This window comes from Streptomyces sp. SX-6, from assembly GCF_059089585.1.
This window is the reverse complement of sequence record NZ_JBTHHU010000029.1, coordinates 58,135-78,995: the sequence shown is the minus strand read 5'-3', so window position 1 is coordinate 78,995 and position 20,861 is coordinate 58,135. Positions and strand designations below refer to the sequence as shown.

The 20,861-nt window shown below is 71.7% G+C and carries 22 protein-coding genes; 8 read left to right on the top strand and 14 right to left on the bottom strand.

The window, feature by feature from the left end:
- Positions 1-7 precede the first annotated feature (7 nt).
- Positions 8-379, bottom strand: coding sequence for a phosphoribosyl-AMP cyclohydrolase (gene hisI, locus ACV530_RS28060; RefSeq protein WP_494335426.1), 372 nt, complete (start codon positions 377-379; stop codon positions 8-10).
- Positions 380-453: 74 nt separating this feature from the next.
- Here hisI and ACV530_RS28055 point away from each other — a divergent pair, with 74 nt between their 5' ends.
- The 3 genes from ACV530_RS28055 (at position 454) to ACV530_RS28045 (ending at position 2,652) form a co-directional block, all read left to right on the top strand.
- Positions 454-1,350: a hypothetical protein gene (locus ACV530_RS28055; RefSeq protein WP_494335425.1), complete on the top strand. Its 897-nt coding sequence runs from the start codon at positions 454-456 to the stop codon at positions 1,348-1,350.
- A gap of 64 nt (positions 1,351-1,414) precedes the next feature.
- Entirely contained in the window at positions 1,415-2,047 is a 633-nt protein-coding gene (locus ACV530_RS28050; RefSeq protein WP_494335424.1) for a TIGR03085 family metal-binding protein, read from the top strand.
- 74 nt (positions 2,048-2,121) lie between these two features.
- Positions 2,122-2,652, top strand: coding sequence for a DoxX family protein (locus ACV530_RS28045; RefSeq protein WP_494335423.1), 531 nt, complete (start codon positions 2,122-2,124; stop codon positions 2,650-2,652).
- A 300-nt stretch (positions 2,653-2,952) separates the two neighbouring features.
- Here ACV530_RS28045 and hisF read toward each other — a convergent pair whose 3' ends face one another.
- The 8 genes from hisF to hisD form a co-directional block, all read right to left on the bottom strand.
- On the bottom strand, positions 2,953-3,708 hold the full coding sequence (gene hisF, locus ACV530_RS28040; RefSeq protein WP_494335422.1) for an imidazole glycerol phosphate synthase subunit HisF: 756 nt from the start codon (positions 3,706-3,708) through the stop codon (positions 2,953-2,955).
- Entirely contained in the window at positions 3,705-4,109 is a 405-nt protein-coding gene (locus ACV530_RS28035) for a RidA family protein (protein ID WP_494335421.1), read from the bottom strand. Before ACV530_RS28035 ends, hisF begins: the two co-directional genes overlap by 4 nt.
- Positions 4,106-4,834, bottom strand: coding sequence for a bifunctional 1-(5-phosphoribosyl)-5-((5-phosphoribosylamino)methylideneamino)imidazole-4-carboxamide isomerase/phosphoribosylanthranilate isomerase PriA (priA, locus tag ACV530_RS28030; protein WP_494335420.1), 729 nt, complete (start codon positions 4,832-4,834; stop codon positions 4,106-4,108). The genes ACV530_RS28035 and priA overlap by 4 nt, the downstream gene beginning before the upstream one ends.
- Positions 4,835-4,907: 73 nt before the next feature.
- Positions 4,908-5,546, bottom strand: a complete 639-nt coding sequence (gene hisH, locus ACV530_RS28025; RefSeq protein WP_494335419.1) for an imidazole glycerol phosphate synthase subunit HisH — start codon at positions 5,544-5,546, stop codon at positions 4,908-4,910.
- Positions 5,543-5,710 carry a hypothetical protein gene (locus ACV530_RS28020; RefSeq protein ID WP_494335418.1) on the bottom strand — a complete coding sequence of 56 codons (168 nt, stop codon included), beginning with the start codon at positions 5,708-5,710 and terminating at the stop codon, positions 5,543-5,545. The genes hisH and ACV530_RS28020 overlap by 4 nt, the downstream gene beginning before the upstream one ends.
- The gene (gene hisB, locus ACV530_RS28015; RefSeq protein ID WP_494335417.1) at positions 5,707-6,300 is read right to left on the bottom strand and encodes an imidazoleglycerol-phosphate dehydratase HisB; all 594 of its coding nucleotides are present in this window, start codon (positions 6,298-6,300) and stop codon (positions 5,707-5,709) included. The genes ACV530_RS28020 and hisB overlap by 4 nt, the downstream gene beginning before the upstream one ends.
- A complete protein-coding gene (locus ACV530_RS28010; protein ID WP_494335416.1) occupies positions 6,297-7,400 on the bottom strand; it encodes a histidinol-phosphate transaminase in 1,104 nt (367 codons plus the stop codon). The genes hisB and ACV530_RS28010 overlap by 4 nt, the downstream gene beginning before the upstream one ends.
- The gene (hisD, locus tag ACV530_RS28005; RefSeq protein ID WP_494335415.1) at positions 7,400-8,725 is read right to left on the bottom strand and encodes a histidinol dehydrogenase; all 1,326 of its coding nucleotides are present in this window, start codon (positions 8,723-8,725) and stop codon (positions 7,400-7,402) included. The genes ACV530_RS28010 and hisD overlap by 1 nt, the downstream gene beginning before the upstream one ends.
- 147 nt (positions 8,726-8,872) lie before the next feature.
- Between hisD and ACV530_RS28000 the strand changes: the two genes are divergently transcribed.
- The 3 genes from ACV530_RS28000 to ybaK are packed head-to-tail and all read left to right on the top strand — an operon-like array spanning position 8,873 to position 11,788.
- Positions 8,873-10,477 (top strand): oxidoreductase, encoded by a 1,605-nt coding sequence (locus tag ACV530_RS28000; RefSeq protein ID WP_494335414.1) that lies wholly within the window; start codon positions 8,873-8,875, stop codon positions 10,475-10,477.
- Between the two features lie 49 nt (positions 10,478-10,526).
- Entirely contained in the window at positions 10,527-11,264 is a 738-nt protein-coding gene (locus ACV530_RS27995) for an LON peptidase substrate-binding domain-containing protein (RefSeq protein ID WP_494335413.1), read from the top strand.
- A gap of 17 nt (positions 11,265-11,281) precedes the next feature.
- Complete coding sequence (ybaK, locus tag ACV530_RS27990; protein ID WP_494335412.1) at positions 11,282-11,788, top strand: Cys-tRNA(Pro) deacylase; 507 nt, start codon at positions 11,282-11,284, stop codon at positions 11,786-11,788.
- Positions 11,789-12,083: 295 nt separating this feature from the next.
- On the opposite strand, the gene ACV530_RS27985 is transcribed toward ybaK, so the two are convergent.
- From ACV530_RS27985 to ACV530_RS27970, 4 genes are all read right to left on the bottom strand, one after another.
- On the bottom strand, positions 12,084-12,692 hold the full coding sequence (locus ACV530_RS27985; protein ID WP_494335411.1) for a hypothetical protein: 609 nt from the start codon (positions 12,690-12,692) through the stop codon (positions 12,084-12,086).
- A gap of 59 nt (positions 12,693-12,751) precedes the next feature.
- Entirely contained in the window at positions 12,752-13,582 is an 831-nt protein-coding gene (locus ACV530_RS27980) for an ABC transporter permease (protein WP_494335410.1), read from the bottom strand.
- 31 nt (positions 13,583-13,613) lie between these two features.
- Complete coding sequence (locus tag ACV530_RS27975; RefSeq protein ID WP_494335409.1) at positions 13,614-14,630, bottom strand: ABC transporter ATP-binding protein; 1,017 nt, start codon at positions 14,628-14,630, stop codon at positions 13,614-13,616.
- Between the two features lie 82 nt (positions 14,631-14,712).
- Positions 14,713-15,999 carry an NYN domain-containing protein gene (locus tag ACV530_RS27970; RefSeq protein WP_494335408.1) on the bottom strand — a complete coding sequence of 429 codons (1,287 nt, stop codon included), beginning with the start codon at positions 15,997-15,999 and terminating at the stop codon, positions 14,713-14,715.
- A gap of 270 nt (positions 16,000-16,269) precedes the next feature.
- On the opposite strand from ACV530_RS27970, the gene ACV530_RS27965 reads away from it, so the two are divergent.
- Positions 16,270-16,437, top strand: coding sequence for a hypothetical protein (locus tag ACV530_RS27965; protein ID WP_494335407.1), 168 nt, complete (start codon positions 16,270-16,272; stop codon positions 16,435-16,437).
- Between the two features lie 70 nt (positions 16,438-16,507).
- Here the strand turns inward: ACV530_RS27965 and dnaE are convergent, their stop codons facing one another.
- Positions 16,508-20,047, bottom strand: a complete 3,540-nt coding sequence (gene dnaE, locus ACV530_RS27960; protein ID WP_494335406.1) for a DNA polymerase III subunit alpha — start codon at positions 20,045-20,047, stop codon at positions 16,508-16,510.
- Positions 20,048-20,205: 158 nt separating this feature from the next.
- Here dnaE and ACV530_RS27955 point away from each other — a divergent pair, with 158 nt between their 5' ends.
- A complete protein-coding gene (locus ACV530_RS27955; RefSeq protein ID WP_494335405.1) occupies positions 20,206-20,838 on the top strand; it encodes a hypothetical protein in 633 nt (210 codons plus the stop codon).
- Positions 20,839-20,861: the final 23 nt, after the last annotated feature.

Genomic DNA, 20,861 nt, shown 5'->3' with positions numbered 1-20,861 from the left:
CTTGCCCCTACTCGCCCAGGGGCAGGTCACCGGAGTCGAAACAGGTGCGGTCACCGGTGTGGCAGGCAGGGCCGGTCTGGTCGACCTTCACCAGCAGGGTGTCCCCGTCGCAGTCCAGGGCCACGGACTTGACGTGCTGGACGTGCCCGGAGGTGTCGCCCTTGACCCAGTACTCCTGCCGGCTGCGGCTCCAGTAGGTGCAGCGGCCCGTGGTGAGGGTGCGGTGCAGTGCCTCGTCGTCCATCCATCCGAGCATCAGCACCTCGCCGGTGTCGTACTGCTGGGCGATGGCGGGCACCAGGCCGTCGGCGCTGCGCTTGAGGCGGGCGGCGACGGCGGGGTCGAGGGCGGAGGAGCCCGTGGGAATGCGGCCGTTCATGTGTTCATGATGCCGGAGGCATCCCGCGGTATCCCACTCGCACAATTGTCAGAGGGATGCGGCATGCTTCCGTCATGACGACTCCGCCTCCTCCGCCCCCGTCGAACCCGCCGCAACCGCCGGGCGGCGGTGGCGGGTTCGGTCCGCCGCAGGGCTTCGGGCCTCCCCCGGAGCAGCAGCCGCCGTACGGCCGGCAGCCTCCGCCGCAGGGCCCGCCGCAGGGCGGTTACGGCGGGCCGATGCCGCCGTACAACCAGGGCCAGGGACAGGGCCAGGGCTTCGGAGCGTACGGGCAGTACGGGCCGTACGGGCAGCAGCCCGCGCCGCCCATGCCGCCCGCGCCGTCGGGCAATCGCGGGGCGAAGGTCGCCGCGATCGTCGTCGCGGCGGTGCTGGTGGTGGGGCTGGCCGTGGGCGGCGTCATCTTCTTCACGGGCAGCAAGAAGAACGACAAGCCCGTGGTGGCACAGCCGTCCGCGTCGTCCGAGGCTTCCGCCTCGCCCAGCGGGATCTCGCCGTCGCCGCAGTACTCGCCGTCCATCGGCGCCCCGGGCGGCGGTGGCGTGCCGAGCCACGACACGAGCGCGGAGCCGTCGGCGGATCCCACCGTGCCGCTGATCAGCCTGAAGCCCGGCGAGTGCTTCGACTCCCCGTCGATGACCCCCTCGGTGACCAAGGTGGAGAAGAGGTCCTGCACCGGCACGCACGACGGCGAGGTGATATCCAACGAGACCCTCACCGGCACGATGGGTACCGACTCCGACATCCGCGGCAAGGCCCTGGACCTGTGCAAGACGGATGCCGAGAAGCGGCTCAAGGCCATAGGCGACGGCAAGAGGTACTACTACTACGCGCTGTACCCCACCAAGATGGCCTACCTCCTGCGCGGCGAGCGCACGGTCGCCTGCTCGCTCACCCGCAGCGACAAGCCGGGCGGCGACAAGCTGACCGAGCCGCTGGCGGGCAGCTAGCGGGGCATCAGGGCCGGGCGCGGCAGCATGGCAGGGGCGGGAGGACGGCCGTAGGGTTGACGGCATGTCAACTCATGCACAGCGTGAACGCCTGCTCCTGGCCGACCTGTTGGAAACGGCGGGCCCGCATGCCCCGACGCTCTGCGAGGGCTGGACCACCCGTGACCTGGCCGCACACGTCGTGGTGCGCGAGCGCCGTCCCGACGCGGCGGCCGGAGTACTGATCAAGCCGCTGGCCTCCCGGCTGGACCGCGTCCAGGCCGAGTACGCGGCGAAGCCGTACGAGGAGCTCCTCCAGCTCATCCGTACGGGCCCGCCGCGGACCTCGCCGTTCGCCCTCAAGCAGGTGGACGAGGCGGCCAACACGGTCGAGTTCTATGTGCACACCGAGGACGTGCGGCGTGCCCAGGCGGAGTGGACGCCGCGCGAGCTCGACCCGGTCTTCGCCGATCTGCTGTGGAGCCGGCTGGAGAAGGCCGCGCGGCTGGCCGGGCGCAAGTCGCCGGTCGGGCTGGTGCTGCGGCGGCCCGACGGGCGTACGGCGGTGGCGCGGGGCGGCGCACCGGTGGTCACGGTCACCGGCGAGCCGGCCGAGCTGCTCCTGTTCGCCTTCGGCCGTCAGGAGGCCGCCCGGGTGGAGCTGGAGGGCGATGAGGAGGCGATCGCGAAGCTGCGTGCGGCGAAGCTGGGTATCTGATCTTTGTCTTTGCGTACTGATCTTTGCAGGGGGGCCGACCGGACGACCGGAACCTGACCCGAGGAGGGCTCCCCATGGTTTTCCACCGCAGTTCCTCGCTCACCGCCCCCGATCCCGCCGCCGATGCCGCCTCCGCCGGACTTCTGCTGCTGCGTCTGATGCTCGGCCTGATCATGGCCGCGCACGGGGCGCAGAAGCTGTTCGGCTGGTTCGGCGGGGGCGGGATCGACGGGACGGCGAAGTTCTTCGCCGAATACGGCTATCCGGCGCCCAGGGCCATGGCCGTCGTGGCGGGTCTCAGCGAAGGGCTGGGCGGGGTGGGCCTGTTCCTGGGGCTGCTCACGCCGCTCGCCGCGGCGGCCGTGCTCGGCACGATGATCAATGCGCTGGATGTCACCTGGGCCGGGGGGTTCTTCCTCCCGAACGGGGTGGAGTTCTCGCTGCTGGTCGCCGTCGCGGCGGCGGCGCTCGCGGTGGCCGGGCCCGGGCGGTTCGCGGCTGACCGCGTTCTGCCGGTGCTGCGGGATCACCGGCCGGCGTATGGGGTGGCCGCGATCATTCTGGCGGCGGTCGCGGCGGCGGTGGTGCTGCTCTTCCGGGGGTAGGGGGTGAGTTGTGCCCCGGACCCGCCCTTTCGCCGTTTCCCGGGGCTGTGCCCCGGACCCCGCAACCGCGCTCCGCGCGGTAGTCCGGGGGCTTCGCCCCCTGGGCCCCCTATCGCGGCTTCGCCGCTCGGCCTCAAACGCCGGCCGGGCTGGATTTTCGCGCCCGCGCTGAAAATCCAGCCTGGCCCGGCACCATCCAGCCTGGCCCGGCACCATCAAGCCCGGCCCGGCACTCTCCAGCCCGTCCGGCGATTGAGGACGAGCGGCGAAGCCGCGACAAGCGGGGTACCCCCGGCAGGGTCACCGCACCGGGTGCCCCGCCGCCTTCAGCGCGGACTTGACGTCCGCGATCCGCAGATCGCCGAAGTGGAACACCGACGCGGCCAGGACCGCGTCCGCGCCGGCCTCCACCGCGGGGGCGAAGTCCTCGACGCGGCCAGCGCCGCCACTGGCGATCACCGGGACGGAGACATGCTTCCGCACGGCCCGGATCATCTCGGTGTCGTAGCCGTCCTTCGTACCGTCCGCGTCCATGGAGTTGAGCAGGATCTCCCCCGCGCCCAGCTCCGCGGCACGGTGCGCCCACTCGACGGCGTCCATGCCCGTGCCCCGGCGGCCGCCGTGCGTGGTGACCTCGAAGGTGCCGGCGGGCGTACGCCGGGCGTCGACCGAGAGCACCAGCACCTGGCTGCCGAACCGCTCCGCGATCTCGCGGATCAGCTCGGGCCGTGCGATCGCCGCGGTGTTGACGCCGACCTTGTCCGCGCCCGCGCGCAGCAGCTTGTCGACGTCCTCCGCGGTGCGGACGCCGCCGCCCACGGTCAGCGGGATGAAGACCTGCTCCGCCGTGCGGCGCACGACGTCGTACGTGGTCTCGCGGTTGCCGGACGAGGCGGTGATGTCGAGGAAGGTCAGCTCGTCGGCGCCCTCCTGCCCGTAGACCCGGGCCATCTCGACGGGGTCGCCCGCGTCGCGCAGGTTCTGGAAATTGACGCCCTTGACGACCCGGCCGTTGTCCACGTCCAGGCAGGGGATGACTCGCACCGCGAGGGTCACGCGGATTCTCCTCCGAAAGCTTCTACTTCTACTTCGACCAGCACGCGCGAGTCGACGAAACCGGAGACGACGACCAGGGTCGCGGCGGGCCGCACCGTGTCGAACAGCTCCTTGTGGGCACGGCCGACGGCGTCCACGTCGCGCGCGTGCGTGAGGTACATGCGGGTGCGGACGACCGACTCGGGCCCCAGCCCGAAGCGCTTGAGCGCGTCGAGCGCGTTGCCGAAGGCGACCCGCGCCTGCTCGTACGGGTCGCCCTCGCCGTGCAGGACGCCGTGCACCAGGGGCATCGTCCCGGCGACGAGGACCCGGTCCCCGGCCGCCACGGCTCGTGCGAATCCGATCGACTCCTCCCAGGAGCTATCCGTCTGCACTCGTCGCGGGGCGGGGAATTCGCTCATACGGACACTGCCTCCAGAGCCTCTTCCAAGGTGAACGCCTTGGCGTAGAGGGCCTTGCCGACGATAGCGCCTTCGACCCCCTCGGATACCAGGGTCGCGATTGCTCGCAGATCGTCAAGAGAGGAAACCCCGCCGGAGGCGACGACCGGCTTGTCGGTGGCCGCGCAGACGTTCTTCAGCAGCTCCAGGTTGGGGCCCTGGAGCGTGCCGTCCTTGGCGATGTCGGTGACGACGTAGCGGGCGCAGCCCTCGGAGTCCAGGCGGGCGAGCGTCTCGTAGAGGTCGCCGCCGTCGCGGGTCCAGCCGCGGCCGCGCAGGGTGGTGCCGCGGACGTCCAGGCCGACCGCGATGCGGTCGCCGTGCTCGGCGATGACCCTGGCCACCCACTCAGGGGTCTCCAGGGCGGCGGTGCCGAGGTTGACGCGGGTGCATCCGGTGGCGAGGGCGGCGGCGAGCGAGGCGTCGTCGCGGATGCCGCCGGACAGCTCGACCTTGATGTCCATGGCGCGGACGACCTCGGCGATCTGCGCCCGGTTGTCCCCCGTGCCGAAGGCGGCGTCGAGGTCGACCAGGTGCAGCCACTCGGCGCCGGCGCGCTGCCAGGCCTGCGCGGCGGAGAGCGGGTCGCCGTACGACGTCTCGGAGCCGGACTCACCATGGACCAGGCGCACCGCCTGTCCGTCACGGACGTCGACGGCGGGAAGGAGTTCAAGGCGGTGAGTCATACGAGCGACCTTACGGTGGGGAGCAGACCGGCCGGGCGCCGTGCCGGGCCGGAGAGCAGGGGACGGGTGCCGGTCACAGCGTGTCCAGCCAGTTGCGGAGCAGGGTCGCTCCGGCGTCGCCGGACTTCTCGGGGTGGAACTGCGTGGCCCACAGAGGACCGTTCTCGACGGCGGCGACGAACGGCTCGCCATGCGTGGCCCAGGTGACCTTGGGCGGGCGGATGGCGTCGTTGCCGACCTGGAGGCTCCACTCGCGCACGGCGTAGGAGTGCACGAAGTAGTAGCGGGTGTCCGCGTCCAGACCGGCGAACAGCTGCGAGTCCTCGGCGGGCGTGACGGTGTTCCAGCCCATGTGCGGGATGACGGGCGCCTTGAGCGGCTCGACGGTGCCGGGCCACTCGTCGAGGCCCTCGGTCTCGATGCCGTGCTCGATGCCGCGCTCGAAGAGGATCTGCATGCCGACGCAGATGCCCATCACCGGACGGCCGCCGGACAGCCGCCGGCCGACGATCCAGTCGCCGCGCGCGGCGCGCAGCCCCTGCATGCAGGCCGCGAACGCGCCGACGCCGGGGACGAGGAGCCCGTCGGCGTTCATCGCCCGGTCGTAGTCGCCGGTGATCTCGACGTCCGCGCCGACGTGCGCGAGGGCGCGCTCGGCGGAACGGACGTTGCCGAAGCCGTAGTCGAAGACGACCACTTTCTTACGGTTCATGACCACAGCCCATCGATACGCAGCAGGCCGGCGGCCAGGGCCATCGCGGCACCGAAGCCGAGCAGCACGATCACGCCCTTGGGCATGCCCTGCTTGACGAAGGAGATGATGCCGCCGACGAGGAACAGGCCGACCAGGATCAGCGCGGTGGACAGCCCGTTCACAGTGCACCCTTCGTGGACGGAATGATCCCGGCGGCCCGCGAGTCGCGCTCGCAGGCGTAGCGCAGGGCGCGGGCGAGGGCCTTGAACTGGCACTCCACGATGTGGTGGGCGTTGCGCCCGTACGGGACGTGGACGTGCAGGGCGATCTGCGCCTGTGCGACGAAGGACTCGAGGATGTGCCGGGTCATCGTCGTGTCGTACGTGCCGATCATCGGCGCCATGTTCTCGGGCTCGGTGTGCACCAGGTAGGGGCGGCCGGAGAGGTCCACGGTCACCTGGGCGAGCGACTCGTCCAGCGGCACCGTGCAGTTGCCGAAGCGGTAGATGCCCACCTTGTCGCCGAGCGCCTGCCGGAAGGCGGCGCCGAGCGCGAGGGCGGTGTCCTCGATGGTGTGGTGGGTGTCGATGTGCAGGTCGCCGTCGGTCTTGACGGTGAGGTCGAAGAGACCGTGGCGGCCGAGCTGGTCGAGCATGTGGTCGTAGAAGCCGACGCCGGTGGAGACGTCGACCTGTCCGGTGCCGTCGAGGTCTATCTCGACGAGCACGGAGGTTTCCTTGGTGGTGCGCTCTACGCGGCCCACGCGGTTCATGGGTTCTCCTTCAGTACTGCACGGACCGCGTCCAGGAACGCGTCGTTCTCCTGCGGGGTCCCGGCGGTGACCCGCAGCCACCCCGGCACGCCGTTGTCCCGTACCAGGACACCCCGGTCGAGGATCGCCTGCCAGGCGGTGTGGCTGTCGCGGAAGCGTCCGAACTGGACGAAGTTGGCGTCGGACTCGGTCACTTCACAGCCCATCGCGCGCAGTTCGGTGACGAGGCGGTCGCGTTCGGTCTTGAGCTGTTCGACGTAGCCGAGCAGGGTGTCGGTGTGCTCCAGCGCGGCGAGCGCCGTGGCCTGGGTGACGGACGACAGGTGGTACGGCAGCCGGACCAGCTGGACGGCGTCGACGACCGCGGCGTGCGCGGCGAGGTAGCCGAGGCGCAGCCCGGCCGCGCCGAACGCCTTGGACATGGTGCGGGAGACGACGAGGTGCGGGCGGCCCTCGAGCAGCGGCAGCAGCGAGGGCCGGTGGCTGAACTCGCCGTACGCCTCGTCGACGACGACCATCGACGGTTTGGCCGCCTGCGCGGCCTCGTACAGCCGCAGCACCGTGTCGGCCTCGACGGCCGTGCCGGTGGGGTTGTTGGGCGAGCAGATGAAGACCACGTCGGGCTTGTGCTCGGCGATGGTGCGCACGGCCGCGTCGACGTCGATGGTGAAGTCGTCGCGGCGCGGCCCGGAGATCCAGCCGGTGCCGGTGCCGCGCGAGATCAGCGCGTGCATCGAGTACGAGGGCTCGAAGCCGAGGGCCGTGCGGCCGGGGCCGCCGAAGGTCTGCAGGAGCTGCTGGAGGACCTCGTTGGAGCCGTTGGCCGCCCACACGTTCTCGCGGGCGACCGGGTGCCCGGCGGTGCGGGTGAGGTACTTCGCCAGTTCGGTGCGCAGCTCGACCGCGTCGCGGTCGGGGTAGCGGTTGAGGTGCCGGGCGGCCTCGGCGACGCGCTCGGCGATACGGGCGACGAGGGGCTCGGGCAACGGGTAGGGGTTCTCGTTGGTGTTCAGGCGTACGGGCACGTCGAGCTGGGGGGCGCCGTAGGGGGACTTGCCGCGCAGCTCGTCCCGGATGGGGAGATCGTCAATGCCGGTCATCACTTGCCCTTCGGCACCTTCCACTCGAACCGTGCCTTGACCGCCGCGCCGTGCGCGGGCAGGTCCTCGGCCTCGGCGAGCGTCACCACGTGGTGGGCGACGTCGGCGAGGGCCTCGCGGCTGTAGTCCACGACGTGGATGCCGCGCAGGAAGCTCTGCACGGACAGCCCGGAGGAGTGGCAGGCGCAGCCGCCGGTCGGCAGCACGTGGTTGGAGCCGGCGCAGTAATCGCCGAGCGAGACGGGGGCGTACGGGCCGACGAAGATCGCCCCGGCGTTGCGCACCCGGGCGGCGAGGGCCGCCGCCCCGGCGGTCTGGACCTCCAAGTGCTCGGCGCCGTAGGCGTCGACGACGGCGAGGCCCTGCTCCATGTCCTCGACCAGCACGATGCCGGACTGGCGGCCGGAGAGCGCGGGGGCGATCCGGTCCTCGACGTGTTTGCTCGCGGCGACCTGGGTCTCGAGTTCCCTCTCGACGGCCTCGGCCAGTTCCTCGGAGTCGGTGACGAGGACGGCGGCGGCCAGCGGGTCGTGCTCGGCCTGGCTGATCAGGTCGGCGGCGATGTGCACCGGGTCGGCGGTGCTGTCGGCGAGGATCGCGATCTCGGTCGGGCCGGCCTCGGCGTCGATGCCGATACGGCCCTTGAGCAGCCGCTTGGCGGCGGCGACCCAGATGTTGCCGGGGCCGGTGACCATGTTGACGGGGCGGCACTCGTCGGTGCCGTAGGCGAACATGGCGACGGCCTGGGCGCCGCCTGCGGCGTACACCTCGTCGATGCCCAGCAGCGCGCAGGCGGCCAGGATCGTGGGGTGGGGCAGGCCGCCGAAGTCCTTCTGGGGCGGGGAGGAGACGGCCATGGAACCGACGCCCGCCTCCTGGGCCGGCACCACGTTCATGATCACGGACGAGGGGTAGACCGAGCGGCCGCCCGGGACATAGAGGCCGACGCGCTCGACGGGCACCCAGCGCTCGGTCACCGTGCCGCCGGGCACGACGATGACGGTCTTGTCGCTGCGGCGCTGCTCGGCGTGGACCTTGCGGGCCCGCCGGATGGACTCCTCGAGGGCCGCGCGCACGGCCGGGTCGAGATCGGCGAGGGCCTGGTCGATCGCCTCGGGGGCGACCCGCACGCGGTCGATCTTCACGCCGTCGAAGCGTTCCGCGTAGTCGATCAATGCCGCCGTGCCGCGATGATGCACGTCCTCGCAGATGGGCCGCACCTTCTCCAGGGCGGCCTCGACGTCGAGTTCGGCTCGGGGCAGCAGGTCGCGGTCGATGCCGTGCTCCGACAGAGCGGCACCACGCAGATCGATTCGGTGGATCACATGGCCAATTGTCTCAGACCCGCCCTGGCACACGGCTCCCTGTACCACCCAGTGGTACGGGGAGCGAAACTGCCCCCCACTCATCGTGTTCAAGCGGTCACCGAGAGGGAATCGTACGCACGAACGTACGAGTGAGGGGAGGGAATCGTGTCCGGGTCACCCGACGGCGAGCCCCCTGCCGGGCTCGACCTCACCGCGTCCGAGCGGAGCATGTGGCAGGCGTTCCGCACCGGCACCACCCACGATCTGCGCACCCCCTACCCGGAGCAGAACGACCCGAGCGCCGCGCACACGTGGGGCCCCGAGCGCAGCGTGCGGGCCCGGGTCGTCGCCCTGCTGCTGCTGGACGGGCCGCCCGCCCTGCCCGGGCGGGTCAGCGCCCTCAAGCTCACCGGCGCCCAGATCACCGGCACGCTCGACCTGGCCGGCGGGACGGTCGTGCCGTACGTCGAGCTGCGCGGCTGCCGCTTCGAGCAGCAACTGCTGCTGGCCGAGAGCCACTTCGCCACCCTGCGCCTGGTCGGCTGCGCGATCCCCCGCATCGAGGCCGCCCGGCTGCGCACCGAGGGCGATCTGCACCTGACCCGCTGCGCGGTGCGGCGCGGCATCCGGCTGACCGACGCGCACATCGGCACCGACCTGCTGCTCAACCAGCTGGTGGTGCGCAGGGACCGGCGCGGCCAGTCCGTCAGCGCCGACGGCCTGACCGTCGGCCAGGACCTCCAGGCCGAACTGGCGAGATCCTACGGTGAGTTGAGCATGCGGGGCGCGAAGATAGGGGTCTCGCTGAGCCTGCGCGGCACGACGCTGAGCAATCCGTACGGGCTCCGTGCGCTCAACGCCCCGCAGCTCACGGTGGAGCGCACCCTCTACCTGACCCCGGCCTCCGTCGGCCCCTCCCTCTCCGGCGGCGCCACTCCCCCGTACGGCATCCCCACGTCCCAGCCGGAGCGCGGCATGCGCATGCAGCGCTTCACCTGCGAGGGCGGGCTCCGGCTGGACGACGGGCGGTTCGGGGACGCCGTGGACTTCACCATGGCCCGGCTCGCGGTGGGCCCCGACCAGGAGCTGTCGCTCCGCCGGGTGCAGACGCCCGAGCTGCGCTTCCTCGGCGAGTGCCCGCCCGCCGGGCGGGTCGTGCTGTCGGGTGCCAGGGTCGGCAACCTGGTCGACAAGCGGGACAGCTGGCCCGGGCCGGGCAGCCTGTCGATGGCCGGGTTCTCCTACGACCACCTGATCCCCCTCGGCCACTTCCCGCTCGCCCAGCGGCTCGAGTGGGTGGCCGCCGCCACCCCGGAGTACGCCCCGGAGCCGTACGAGCAGCTCGCCACCGCCCTGCGGGAGAGCGGCGAGGACGCCGACGCGCGCGCGGTGCTGCTCGCCAAGCAGCGCCGCAGACGCGAGACGCTGCCGCTCGCCGCCAAGACGTGGGGCCTGCTCCAGGACTGGACGGTCGCCTACGGCTACCGGCCCGGCCGCGCCGCCCTGTGGATGGCCGTGCTGTGGGCACTCGGCACGGTCTACTACGACCGCCACCCCATGCCGCCCGTCCGGCCGGACGAGGGGGCGCCGACCTGGAACCCCGAGCTCTACACCCTGGATCTGATCCTCCCGGTGGTCAATCTCGGCCAGCGGGACGCCTGGAAGACCAGCGGGCTCGGACAGTGGCTGGCCACGGGCCTGGTACTGGTCGGCTGGGTCCTGGCCACCACCGTCACGGCGGGCGTCTCGCGGCTGTTGCGCCGCCAGTGACCGTGGTCCCCGGGCATACGGCCCGGCGGGGCCATTAGGCTTACGGGCTGTGTCCACCGCGCGTCTTCCGATTTTCCCACTGAACTCGGTGCTGTTCCCGGGCCTCGTTCTCCCGCTGAACGTCTTCGAGCAGCGGTACCGCGCGCTCATGCGCCATCTGTCGGAGTTCCCCGACGACGAGCCGCGCCGCTTCGGCGTCGTCGCGATCCGCGACGGCCTGGAGGTGGCGCACAGCGCCCCCGGCCTGCCGGAGGGGGCCCGCCCCGAACCGGGTCCGGCCACCGGCTTCGGCCCCGACCCGGTCAAGGCCTTCCACACGGTCGGCTGCGTGGCCGACGCCGCCACGATCCGCGAGCGGACGGACGGCACCTACGAGGTGCTGGCCACCGGCACCACGCGCTTCAGGCTGCTGTCCGTCGACACGACCGGCCCCTTCCTGACCGGCGAGGTCGAGGACATCGAGGAGCAGCAGGGCGACGAGGCGGGCGCGCTCGCCTCGGGCGTGCTGCGGGCGTTCCGCGCGTACCAGAAGCGGCTGGCCGGGGCGAGCGAGCGGTCGATCGCCGGGGAGGCGGACCTGCCGCACGAGCCGTCCGTGCTCTCGTACCTGGTCGCCGCGGCGATGATGCTCGACGTGCCCGCCAAGCAGCGGCTGCTCCAGGCACCCGACACGGCGTCCCGGCTGGCGGACGAGCTGAAATTGCTGCGCACCGAGACGGCGTTGATCGGTAAGCTCCCGTCGCTGCCGGCCTCGGAGCTGACCCGGCGGCCGACCAGCCCCAACTGACGCGGAGGAGCGGAACCTTGGCGAAGAAGTCCGGGAAGTCCGAAAAGTCCGGAGCGACCCCGGCGATCGTCGCCCTGGAGAAGGCGGGCACCGCCTTCTCCGTCCGCTCCTACGACCACGATCCGGCCTCCGCCTCCTTCGGGGAGGAGGCCGCGCAGGCACTGGGCGTCGCGCCGGACCGCGTCTTCAAGACCCTCGTCACCGACGTCGACGGCACCCTGACCGTGGCGGTCGTCCCCGTCTCCGGCTCCCTCGATCTCAAGGCCCTGGCCACGGCCGTCGGCGGCAAGCGGGCATCGATGGCCGACCCGGCGGCCGCGGAGCGCGCCACGGGCTACGTACGGGGCGGAATCTCACCACTCGGCCAGCGCCGCCGCCTCGCCACGGTGCTGGACCGCTCCGCCCTGGGGTTCGCGACGGTGTGCGTTTCGGCGGGGCGCCGGGGGCTGGAGGTCGAGCTCGCCCCGGGCGACCTCGCGGAGCTCACGGGTGCGGTGGTGGCGGGGGTCGCGCGCGTCGGCTGACCGCCGGCGGGCAACCCCCACAGGAAAGCGAGCCGACCCGGTTCCGAGTAACGGGTGGCGCGTGGGCGGGGAGCAATACGCCCCGCAGGGGCGTGCCCACCCACCGGCGGTCAGCCGGAAACGCACGCGCGCCCTGGACGTACCCGCACCCCTCCGCTACGACCGTAGAGGCGCGACCCCGCGCCACGCCCCAGGGGAGGGATCGCATGTCCAAGCGCACCCGCAAGCGCCGGTGGCGGCTCCGTAAGAACCGGGCCAACCACGGCCGCAGGCCCGCGTAGAGCCCGCGTAGAGATCAGCCGCGCGGCTCCAGCGACGGCAGCGGAGACGACACCGGCTCGGGGTCGCGCGGCCCGAACAACGCGGTCAGCACCAAGTGCACCAGCATCGCCGCCACCGGCCAGGCCAGCAGCATGCCCTTCGCCCCCAGCTTCAGCGGGGCGTCGAAGACGACGCCCTTGCCCACGGCACGCGCGTGCGCGGCCACGTCCGACGTCGGGCCGAGCCACATGCCCAGCCGCCAGCCGACCACCGAGGCCAGTACGGCCCCCACCGCGAGGCCGACGACCACGGCGATGCCGCCGGTGCGCCGGAACCAGAAGACGAGCGCCGCGCTCAGCACGCCGAGGCCCAGCGCCAGGAAGGCGAACGTCCCGTCCGCGCCGATCGCCTGCTCGCCCTCGCCGCTCTTGAGGTAGACCGCCTTGGCGTCGGAGATCAACGGCACCCGCGGTGCCAGCCACACCCACAGCAGCCCCAGCAGCACCCCGGACACCGTGACCGCCATCGCGACGACGATCGCCGGGCGCGCCTCGGCGAGCCGGCCGGGCCCGGACGAATCCGAGGTCTCATCCGAGGGCCCATCCGAGGGCAGGGGCGAGGACGGAGTCAGTGGTGCGGTCACCCCGCCATCGTGCCAGGTGGCATCCGTACCCCCGGCACCGGCACGGCGCCCGCGGTCCGTCATCGCACGGCCGCCCGCCGGTAGGCCCAGGCCGCCACGGCCAGCGAGACCACGCCCACCGCCGCGCACACCCCCAGGTCCGCGGCGACCAGCGGCCAGTCGGGCCGCGCGTCGAAGCTGCGGGCCAGCGCCTCCACCCCGTACGTGGACGGCAGCAGATCACGGGCCCAGACGATGACCGCCGGCATGTGCGCGGCCGGCAGCACCCCGAGCAGCAGCGCCGCCGACATGCCCAACTGGCCGCACAGCGTGGCCAGTTCCGGCCGCGGTGCGAGCAGTCCCAGCGCCGCGCCGAGCCCGGAGAGGGCCGCACCGGCCAGCGGGATCACCGCGGCCAGCACCCACAGATGCGCCAGCGGCAGCTTGAACAGCACGCTGCCCACGACCGCCGTGACGACCGTGCCGGGCACGGTGAAGGACGCGTACGCCCCCGCCGCGCCCAGCACCACGGCCGCGGGCGGCACCGGCAGGGTCGCGTAGTGGTCGAGGCCGCCGCTCGCGCGCAGCTGGCCGAAGTACTGGGCGAGCAGGTTCAGCGCGACGAACGCCACCACCAGCACGCTGGAACCGGACACGACGGCACGCGCGTCGTCCCCGCCGTCCACGACCCCGCGCATCAGGATCATGATCCCGACGGACTGGAAGGTCGCCACGAACAGCAGCGGGATCCGCGCGACCCGGGCGCGCGACAGCTGCGCCCGGTAGACGGCGGCCAGCGCGGGCAGCAGCCGTGCCCCGGGTGGCAGGGGGGCGGGCGCCGGCCCGGCGGCCCGGCTCGTGGCGGCGGACGCGGCGGGCTCGGCCACCGCCTCTGCGGATACGGCACTCACGCGGCACAGCTCCTGTTCCGTACGGTCACCGTCACCCCTTCACCAGGCCCTTCGCCTGCCCGCCGAGCGCCAGGTAGACGTCCTCCAGGCTCGGCTTGGCCAGGGTGAAGTCGTCGAGCGCCGCGAAGGCGGGCCCGCCGGTGACGGCGGCGACGGCGGCACGCGCCTCGGCGGGGGCGAGCCGCAGCGACCAGCGCCGGCCGGTCTCGTCCGCGCTCGCGCGCAGGGCCGCGACCTCGGGCACGTCCAGCGGCGGCGCGTCGCGCCACACGAGCTGGACCCGCACCTCGTCGCCGACGAGTTCCTTGAGCCCGGCCGGGGTGTCGCAGGCGATGATCCGGCCGCGCTCCAGCACCGCGACCCGGTCGAGGACGGTCTCGGCCTCGATGACGTTGTGGGTGACGAGCAGCACCGTCGTGCCGCGCTCGGCGCGCCGGCGGTCGACGGCGGCCCAGACGGCGCGGCGGGCCACGGGGTCCATGCCGGTGGTCGGCTCGTCCAGCACGAGCAGGGGGCGCTCCCCGACCAGCGCGGCGGCGAAGCAGGCGAGGCGGCGCTGCCCGCCGGAAAGTTTCTTCAGCGGCCGTCCGGCGATCGGGCCGAGCCCCAGCTCGTCCAGGACGGCGTCGCGCGCGGCCCGCGCGTCGCGTGCGGTGAGGCCGCGCAGCCGGCCGGTGGTCTCGGCGGCGAGGGCCACGGTCAGTTCGTCGAGGGCGGAGGACTCCTGGCCGAGGTAGCCGACGAGGCGGGCGGCGCGCTCGGGGTGGCGCACCAGGTCGTGGCCGAGCAGTGCGACACTGCCCTCGTCGGGCCGCAGCAGGCCGGTGAGCTGGCGGACGAGCGTGGTCTTGCCCGCGCCGTTGGGGCCGAGGAGCCCGAAGATCTCGCCGCGCCGGATGTCGAGGTCGATGCCGTCGGTGGCGCGTACGGCCGGGGCGGCGGGCGCGCCGCGGCGCCCGCGGGTCGCGGGGTAGGCCTTGACGAGGCCACGCACGGTGCACACGGTGGGGCTTGCCGCCGTTTCCGCTTGTTCCGCGCTCGTTCTCACGAGCTACGAGAGTACGCGCCCGGCCCCACGCGACTCGCCTCGGGGGCACACCATTCAGCCCGCCATGGGGGTACCTCTCCCCTCAGTCCCCCGCCGGCGCGTGCTCGGCCGCCGTCCGCGTGTCGATCTCCCGCCAGAACCCGGCGCGGATCGCGTACCGGTCGTGCTCGTCGATCTGGTCGTCCTTGTGCGCCAGCAGCCCGAAGCGGGCGGCGTACCGCAGCAGCTCGCCGTCGATCCGGTGCGGGATGCGCGGGTACTCGGTGGACAGGTGCTGGAGGTTGACGGAGTCGCTGATCCGCTCCGTCCAGCGGCGGGCGAAGACCTGCCCGACCTCGAAGGGGTCGCCTCCGACCGTGGTGATGTCCTCCTCGCGGTCCGCCCAGCGCTGCTCGGCGTTCGTGAGCTGGGCGAGCATCGGGAGGGAGGCGATCTCGGGCGATTCGCCGAGGCCGTTGCCGGTTCCTCTGTCGACCCAGCCCTTGTCGGAGGACCAGCGCAGGGTGGCGTTCGTGGCGGCCGCCGTGCCGGGGGACGCGGCGGGCGGCTGGCCCTGCTGGGCGCCGGGACGGCCGAGGCCGGCGAGGTCCTTCGGCGTCGGCACCGCCTTGCCGGCCGGTGTGTCGCCGCGCTCGGCGGTGAGGGACGCGCCGGAGCCGGCGGGGCGTACTCCGTTGCGCGAGGCCGTGCCGTTCTCGGCCGCCGGTGCCGCGGCCGGCACGGAGGCGGCGGCGGTCGCCGTCTCGGGCAGCGGGGCGGAGAGGATCGCGGTGATCTCGGGGCCCGGCGCGGGCGGCGAGGAGCAGGCGGCGGTGAGTTCCTTGGCCCGTACGGCCCGGGTGATCCACGCCCGGTCGAGGACGCGCCGCTCGTCGGCCTCGGCGACGAGGTCCTCGGACTGGTTGTAGTCGCCGTCGGCGGCCTGGACGGCCCACAGGTGGACGGCGACGCCGTGTTCCTTGGCGGACATCAGACCGGGCAGCAGGTCGCCGTCGCCGGTGACGAGGACGATGTCGGAACAGGCGCGGTTGCGGGCGAGCTCGGTGAGCTCGGCGTGCATGGCGGCGTCGACACCCTTCTGCCCCCAGCGGCCGTCGGTGCTGCGGGTCAGCGCGCCGAGCCGGACGGTGACCCGGGGCATGACGCGCAGCCTGCGGTGCTCGGGCTGGGGGACGCGGTCGGGAGCGCCGTCGAACCAGTAGATCCGCAGCAGCGGCTGCCGTGTCTCGTTCTCGGCGCGCTCGCGGAGCCCCTGGATGAGGATGGTGTGGTCGACGGTGATGCGGGAGCGGGCGGAATCCCCGGCCAGCAGGCTCGCGGCGGCGCCCAGCAGATAGCCGGCGTCCACCAGGACGACGCAGCGGTCCACGGTGCACCTTCTCTCCGTATGTCGAGCATGTCCTTGAAGTGTGCGGTCGCCCCCGGCACGTCAGTGCCCCCGGTCGTGTGGTGGCTTTCCCTGGAGTCTGCCCGACCGCGCGGGGGTTATCAGTCCGAACTGGATCATCGGCGTGGCGGATACGGCCTGTGGCCGAGAAGTATCCCTGTCACACTGATCGATTGCCCGAAATGCGCGATTGGTCGCCTCGTGCAAGGGTGTTGCTCGCGGGGGGTCACCCCGAGCTGGAGGCAACACAGCATGGCCAAGAACAAGAGCCGCAAGCAGCCCAAGGCGAGCCAGGCAGAGCGCGGCCAGCAGCAGGCGCAGAAGTCCGCCACGGAGGCACAGTCCGAGAACGTGCAGCAACGGGTCACCCCGGGGGACATCGCACACAAGAGCAAGCAGAAGCGCTTCGGTCACAACTGACCGGCGCTTCGACGCACATGAGGGGCGCGTCCGCTCGATGCGGACGCGCCCCTCATGTGCGTACCGGGCCTCAGCCCGCCAGGCAGGACGGACCGAGGAGCTGTTTCAGGTCACCGAAGAGCGCCGGGTCGGGCGTCACGCGGTGCCGGTCGAGCCGGAGCACGGTCGTCTTGCGCGGACCCTGGAGCCTGATCCGCACCTCGCTCGATCCCTTGTGGTGCGTGAGCACCTGGCCGAGCCGCTCCACCATCGGCGGGGTGACCTTGACCGTCGGGATGGTGATGATGACGGGCGCGTTGGTGCCCGCGTTGGAGAGGTCGGGGACCATCAGCTCCATCGCGACCAGGCGCGGGATGTCCTCGCGCTTGTCGAGCCGCCCCTTGACGAAGACGACGGCGTCCTCGACGAGCTGGGTGGAGACCAGCTGATAAGTGGCCGGGAAGAACATGCAGTCGATGGAGCCGGCCAGGTCCTCGACGGTGGCGATGGCCCAGGCGTTGCCCTGCTTGGTCATCTTGCGCTGGAGGCCCGAGATGATGCCGCCGATGGTGACGATCGCGCCGTCGGAGTGCTCACCGCCGGTGAGCTGGTTGATCCCGGCGTCGGCCTTGTCGTTGAGGACGTGCTCGATGCCGAAGAGCGGGTGGTCGGAGACATAGAGGCCGAGCATCTCGCGCTCCTGCGCGAGCAGATAGGACTTCTCCCACTCGACGTCGGAGAACTCCACGTCCAGCCCGAAGCCGGGCTCGTCGCTGTCCTCCTCGCCCATCCCGCCGAAGAGGTCGAACTGCCCCTCGGCCTCCTTGCGCTTGACGGCCACCACGTTGTCGATCATCGGCTCGTAGTGCGCGGTGAGGCCCTTGCGCGTATGCCCCATCTCGTCGAACGCACCGGCCTTGATGAGCGATTCGACGGTCCGCTTGTTGCAGACCACCGCCTCGACCTTGTCGAGGAAGTCGGGGAAGGAGGTGTACTTCCCCTTGCTCTTGCGGCACTTGATGATCGAGTCGACGACGTTCTGGCCGACGTTGCGCACGGCCGTGAGGCCGAAGAGGATCACGTCGTCGCCCTGCGCGGCGAAGTTGGACACGGACTCGTTGACGTTCGGCGGGAGCACCTTGATGCCCATGCGGCGGCACTCGTTGAGGTAGGTCGCCGACTTGTCCTTGTCGTCCTTGACCGACGTCAGCAGGGCGGCCATGTACTCGGCCGGGTGGTTGGCCTTGAGGTAGGCGGTCCAGTACGAGACCAGTCCGTACGCGGCCGAGTGGGCCTTGTTGAAGGCGTAGCCGGCGAAGGGCACCAGCACGTCCCACAGCGCCTGGATGGCCTGGTCGTTGTAGCCGTTCTTCCGGGCGCCCGACTGGAAGATGGTGAAGTTCTTCGCCAGTTCGTCGGGCTTCTTCTTGCCCATCACACGGCGGAGGATGTCGGCCTCGCCGAGCGAGTAGCCGGCGATGATCTGGGCGGCCTTCTGCACCTGCTCCTGGTAGACGATCAGGCCGTAGGTGACGGCCAGGACCTCCTCGAGCGGCTTCTCCAGATCCGGGTGGATCGGGGTGATCTCCTGCTGCTTGTTCTTGCGCAGCGCGTAGTTGGTGTGCGAGTTCATGCCCATCGGTCCCGGCCGGTACAGGGCCGAAACAGCGGAAATGTCTTCGAAGTTGTCGGGCTTCATCAGGCGCAGCAGCGAGCGCATGGGTCCGCCGTCGAACTGGAACACACCCAGCGTGTCACCGCGCTGGAGCAGATCGAAGGTCGTGGGGTCGTCGAGCGGGAGGGCCAGCAGATCGATGTCGATCCCCTTGTTGGCCTTCACCATCTTGACGGCGTCGTCCATGATCGTGAGGTTGCGCAGGCCGAGGAAGTCCATCTTCAGCAGGCCGAGCGACTCACAACTCGGGTAGTCCCACTGTGTGATGGTGACGCCGTCGGAGGCGCGGACCCAGACCGGGACATGGTCGGTGATCGTCTCGCTGGACATGATCACGCCGGCCGCGTGCACGCCCATCTGCCGCACCAGGCCCTCGACGCCGCGCGCGGTGTCGATGACCTTCTTCACGTCGGGCTCGTTCTCGTACATCCCGCGCACCTCGCCCGCCTCGCTGTAGCGCGGGTGGGCGGAGTCGGTGATGCCGGACAGCGGGATGCCCTTGCCGAGGACGTCGGCGGGCATGGCCTTGGTGATGCGGTCGCCCATGGCGTACGGGTAACCCAGCACACGGGCCGAGTCCTTGATCGCGTTCTTGGCCTTGATGGTGCCGTACGTGCCGATCATGGCGACCTTGTCGGCGCCGTACTTCTCGGTGACGTACCGGATCACCTCGGCGCGCCTGCGCTCGTCGAAGTCGATGTCGACATCGGGCATGGAGACGCGCTCGGGGTTGAGGAAGCGCTCGAAGATCAGGCCGTGCGGGATGGGGTCGAGGTCGGTGATGCCCATCGCGTACGCGACGATCGAGCCGGCCGCGGAGCCTCGGCCGGGGCCGACCGCGATGCCGTTGTTCTTCGCCCACATGATGAAGTCGGCGACGACGAGGAAGTAGCCCGGGAACCCCATCTGGATGATGACGTCCATCTCGTACTCGGCCTGCTTCTGCCGGTCGTCCGGGACGCCGCCGGGGAAGCGGCGGGCCATGCCGAGGCGGACCTCCTCCTGGAACCAGGTGACCTCGGTGTAGCCGTCGGGGATGTCGAACCTCGGCATCAGGTTCTTCGCCTCGAACATGCCGGCCGTGTCGACCTGCTGGGCGACGAGGAGCGTGTTGCGGCAGCCCTCCTGCCAGGCGTCCGAGGAGTCGATGGCGTACATCTCGTCCGTGGACTTCAGGTAGTAGCCGGTGCCGTCGAACTTGAAGCGGTCGGGGTCCGAGAGGTTCTTGCCGGTCTGGATGCACAGCAGCGCGTCGTGGGCGGAGGCCTCGTGCGCGTACGTGTAGTGGGAGTCGTTGGTGACCAGCGGCGGGATGCCGAGCTTCTTGCCGATCTCGAGCAGGCCTTCGCGGACCCGGCGCTCGATCTCGATGCCGTGGTCCATCAGCTCCAGGAAGTAGCGCCCCTCACCGAAGATGTCCTTGTAGTCGCTGGCCGCCTGCACGGCCTCGTCGAACTGGCCGAGCCGCAGCCGGGTCTGCACCTCGCCGGACGGGCAGCCGGTGGAGGCGATCAGGCCCTCGGACCACTTGGCGATGGTCTCCTTGTCCATCCGCGGCCACTTGGTCAGCCAGCCCTCGGCGTACGCGTCCGAGGACAGCCGGAAGAGGTTGTGCAGACCGGTGCTGTTCGCCGCCCAGATCGTCTTGTGGGTGTAACCGCCGGAACCGGAGACGTCATCGCGCTTCTGGTGCGGCTGGCCCCACTGGATGCGCCGCTTGTTGCGCCGCGACTCGGGCGCCACATACGCCTCGATGCCGATGATCGGCGTGATCTCCGCCTTCTTGGCCTGGTGGAAGAAGTCGTAGGCGCCGTGCAGGTTGCCGTGGTCGGACATGGCGATGTGCGTCATGCCCATGTCCTTGCAGGCGCTGAACATGTCCTTGAGCCGCGCAGCACCGTCCAGCAGCGAGTACTGCGTGTGGACGTGCAGGTGCGTGAAGGGCGGCTTGCTCACGGTGGAAGACCTCCGGGCGGACGGCTGGCGGGGCGGGGCGGACATTGAAGATTACCGGCCGCGCCCGGGCCCCGTGGGGCGACGGTGACGAACGTACGTTCGATACGGTCCCCCACTTTAGTCGCGCCTTATGCCGGCACATGCCAGACTCGACACCTATGGACATACCAGCGGCACGGTTGCGGGCACTGCGCGCGGCGCTGTTCACGGCGCTGTGCGTGCTGCTGTCCACGGCCTCCCACGTGCTGCTGTCCGGCAGGGCCCTGCCGCTGCCGACCGTCGTCGCCACCACCGCCGCGGTCTTCGCCCTCGCCTACGCGCTGGCGGGCCGCGAGGAGCGCTCGTACCGCTCCATCGCCGCCCTCCTGGTCCCGCTCGAGCTGGCCGTGAGCGCGGCCCTCACCACCGGCCAGGACACCTGCTACGACGGCACCGGACGCCCCATCCCGGGCGCCCTCACCCTGATCTGCGGCGGCGGCAGCGTGGGATCCCCCCTCGCGCACATCCTCGCCCCGCACCCCTGGCTGCTGCTCGCCGGGCACATCGCCACCGGCCTGCTCGCCGCCGCGTGGCTGAGCGGCGGCGAGGCCGCCCTCGGCCGCCTGCTGCGCGCGGCCGCCGCGGCCGCCTTCCGCCCGCTGCTCCTCGCCGTCGCGGCCCTGTCCCCGGCCGGCCGGGACCGGAGCGCGCGGGTACGCCCCGCGCGCCGTACGCGCACGGCCCCGCGGCACCCCCTGCTCCTCCACTCCGTCGTACGACGCGGACCACCGGTTCTCTCCGCCTTCGGCTGAGCAGAAAACCACCGGACCACGGA